At 64.2% G+C, this 1,113-nt stretch carries 1 protein-coding gene; it reads left to right on the top strand.

The window, feature by feature from the left end:
* Positions 1–125: 125 nt before the first annotated feature.
* A partial coding sequence (locus FK531_RS22170; protein WP_142103432.1) for an IS481 family transposase occupies positions 126–1,113 on the top strand: 988 nt, incomplete at its 3' end.

Here is a 1,113-nt window from a genome sequence, read left to right as displayed (position 1 = left end):
TGTACTGCCCAGGCAGGTTGGTTGAGAGATTGCGACGACACGCTGTAGCTGGTCGTTGAACAGCGAAGGTCTCCTGTCGTGAAGTGGAGCTGCTTAGACACCCACTACACCGACAGGAGACCTTCGTGGTCCACGCTAACGCACCCTTGACCCCGAAGGGCCGGCTGCTGCTGGCCCGCCGCATCGTCGACGACGGCTGGCCGATCGTCAGGGCTGCGGAACACTTCAACGTGTCCTGGCCGACCGCCAAACGGTGGGCCACCCGCTATGTCGAGATGGGGTCGGACGGCATGCACGACCGGTCCAGCCGACCGCACCACAGCCCGAACCGCACTCCCGAACGGACCAAACGCAAGATCGTCGACCTGCGGTGGCGCCAACGTCTCTCACCCCAGGCGATCGGATCCCGCCTGCACATGCCGGCCTCGACCGTCCATGCGGTGTTGGTGCGTTGCCGATTGAACCGGCTCTCGCACATCGACATCCGCACCGGCGAGGTGATCCGCCGCTACGAACACCCGCATCCGGGGTCGATGATCCACGTCGACGTCAAGAAACTCGGCAACATCCCGATCGGTGGCGGGTGGCGGTTCGTCGGCCGCATCAAGGGCCGCAAGAACCGCCAGGCCACACCAGGCACCAAACGCAGCAGACACCACAACGAACTTCTCGGTCACGCCTTCGTGCACACCGTCATCGACGACCATTCCCGGGTCGCCTACGCCGAGATCCACGACAACGAAACCGCCGCCACCGCAATCGGAGTGCTCCGCCGTGCCGTGGGCTGGTTCGCCGCCCGCGGTGTCACCGTCGAACGGGTCCTGTCCGACAACGGAAGCTGCTACCGATCCGCCCTGTGGAAGCAGACCTGCAGCGACCTGGGTGTCACACCGAAATACACCCGGCCCTACCGGCCGCAGACCAACGGCAAGATCGAACGCTTTCACCGCACCATGGCGCAGGAGTGGGCATTCGCCCGGCACTACACGTCAGAACAAGCCCGACGGAGCGCGTTGTCGGGATGGCTACACACCTACAATCACCACCGGCAACACTCCGCCATCGGTAGGAACGTTCCCTTCAGCCGATTGACCAACGTCCCTGGGCAGTACA

Source organism: Rhodococcus spelaei (assembly GCF_006704125.1).
Taxonomy (GTDB): Bacteria; Actinomycetota; Actinomycetes; order Mycobacteriales; family Mycobacteriaceae; genus Rhodococcus_G; species Rhodococcus_G spelaei.
The sequence above is the reverse complement of the archived record's forward strand: the minus strand, read 5'-3'. Positions and strand labels throughout refer to the sequence as shown.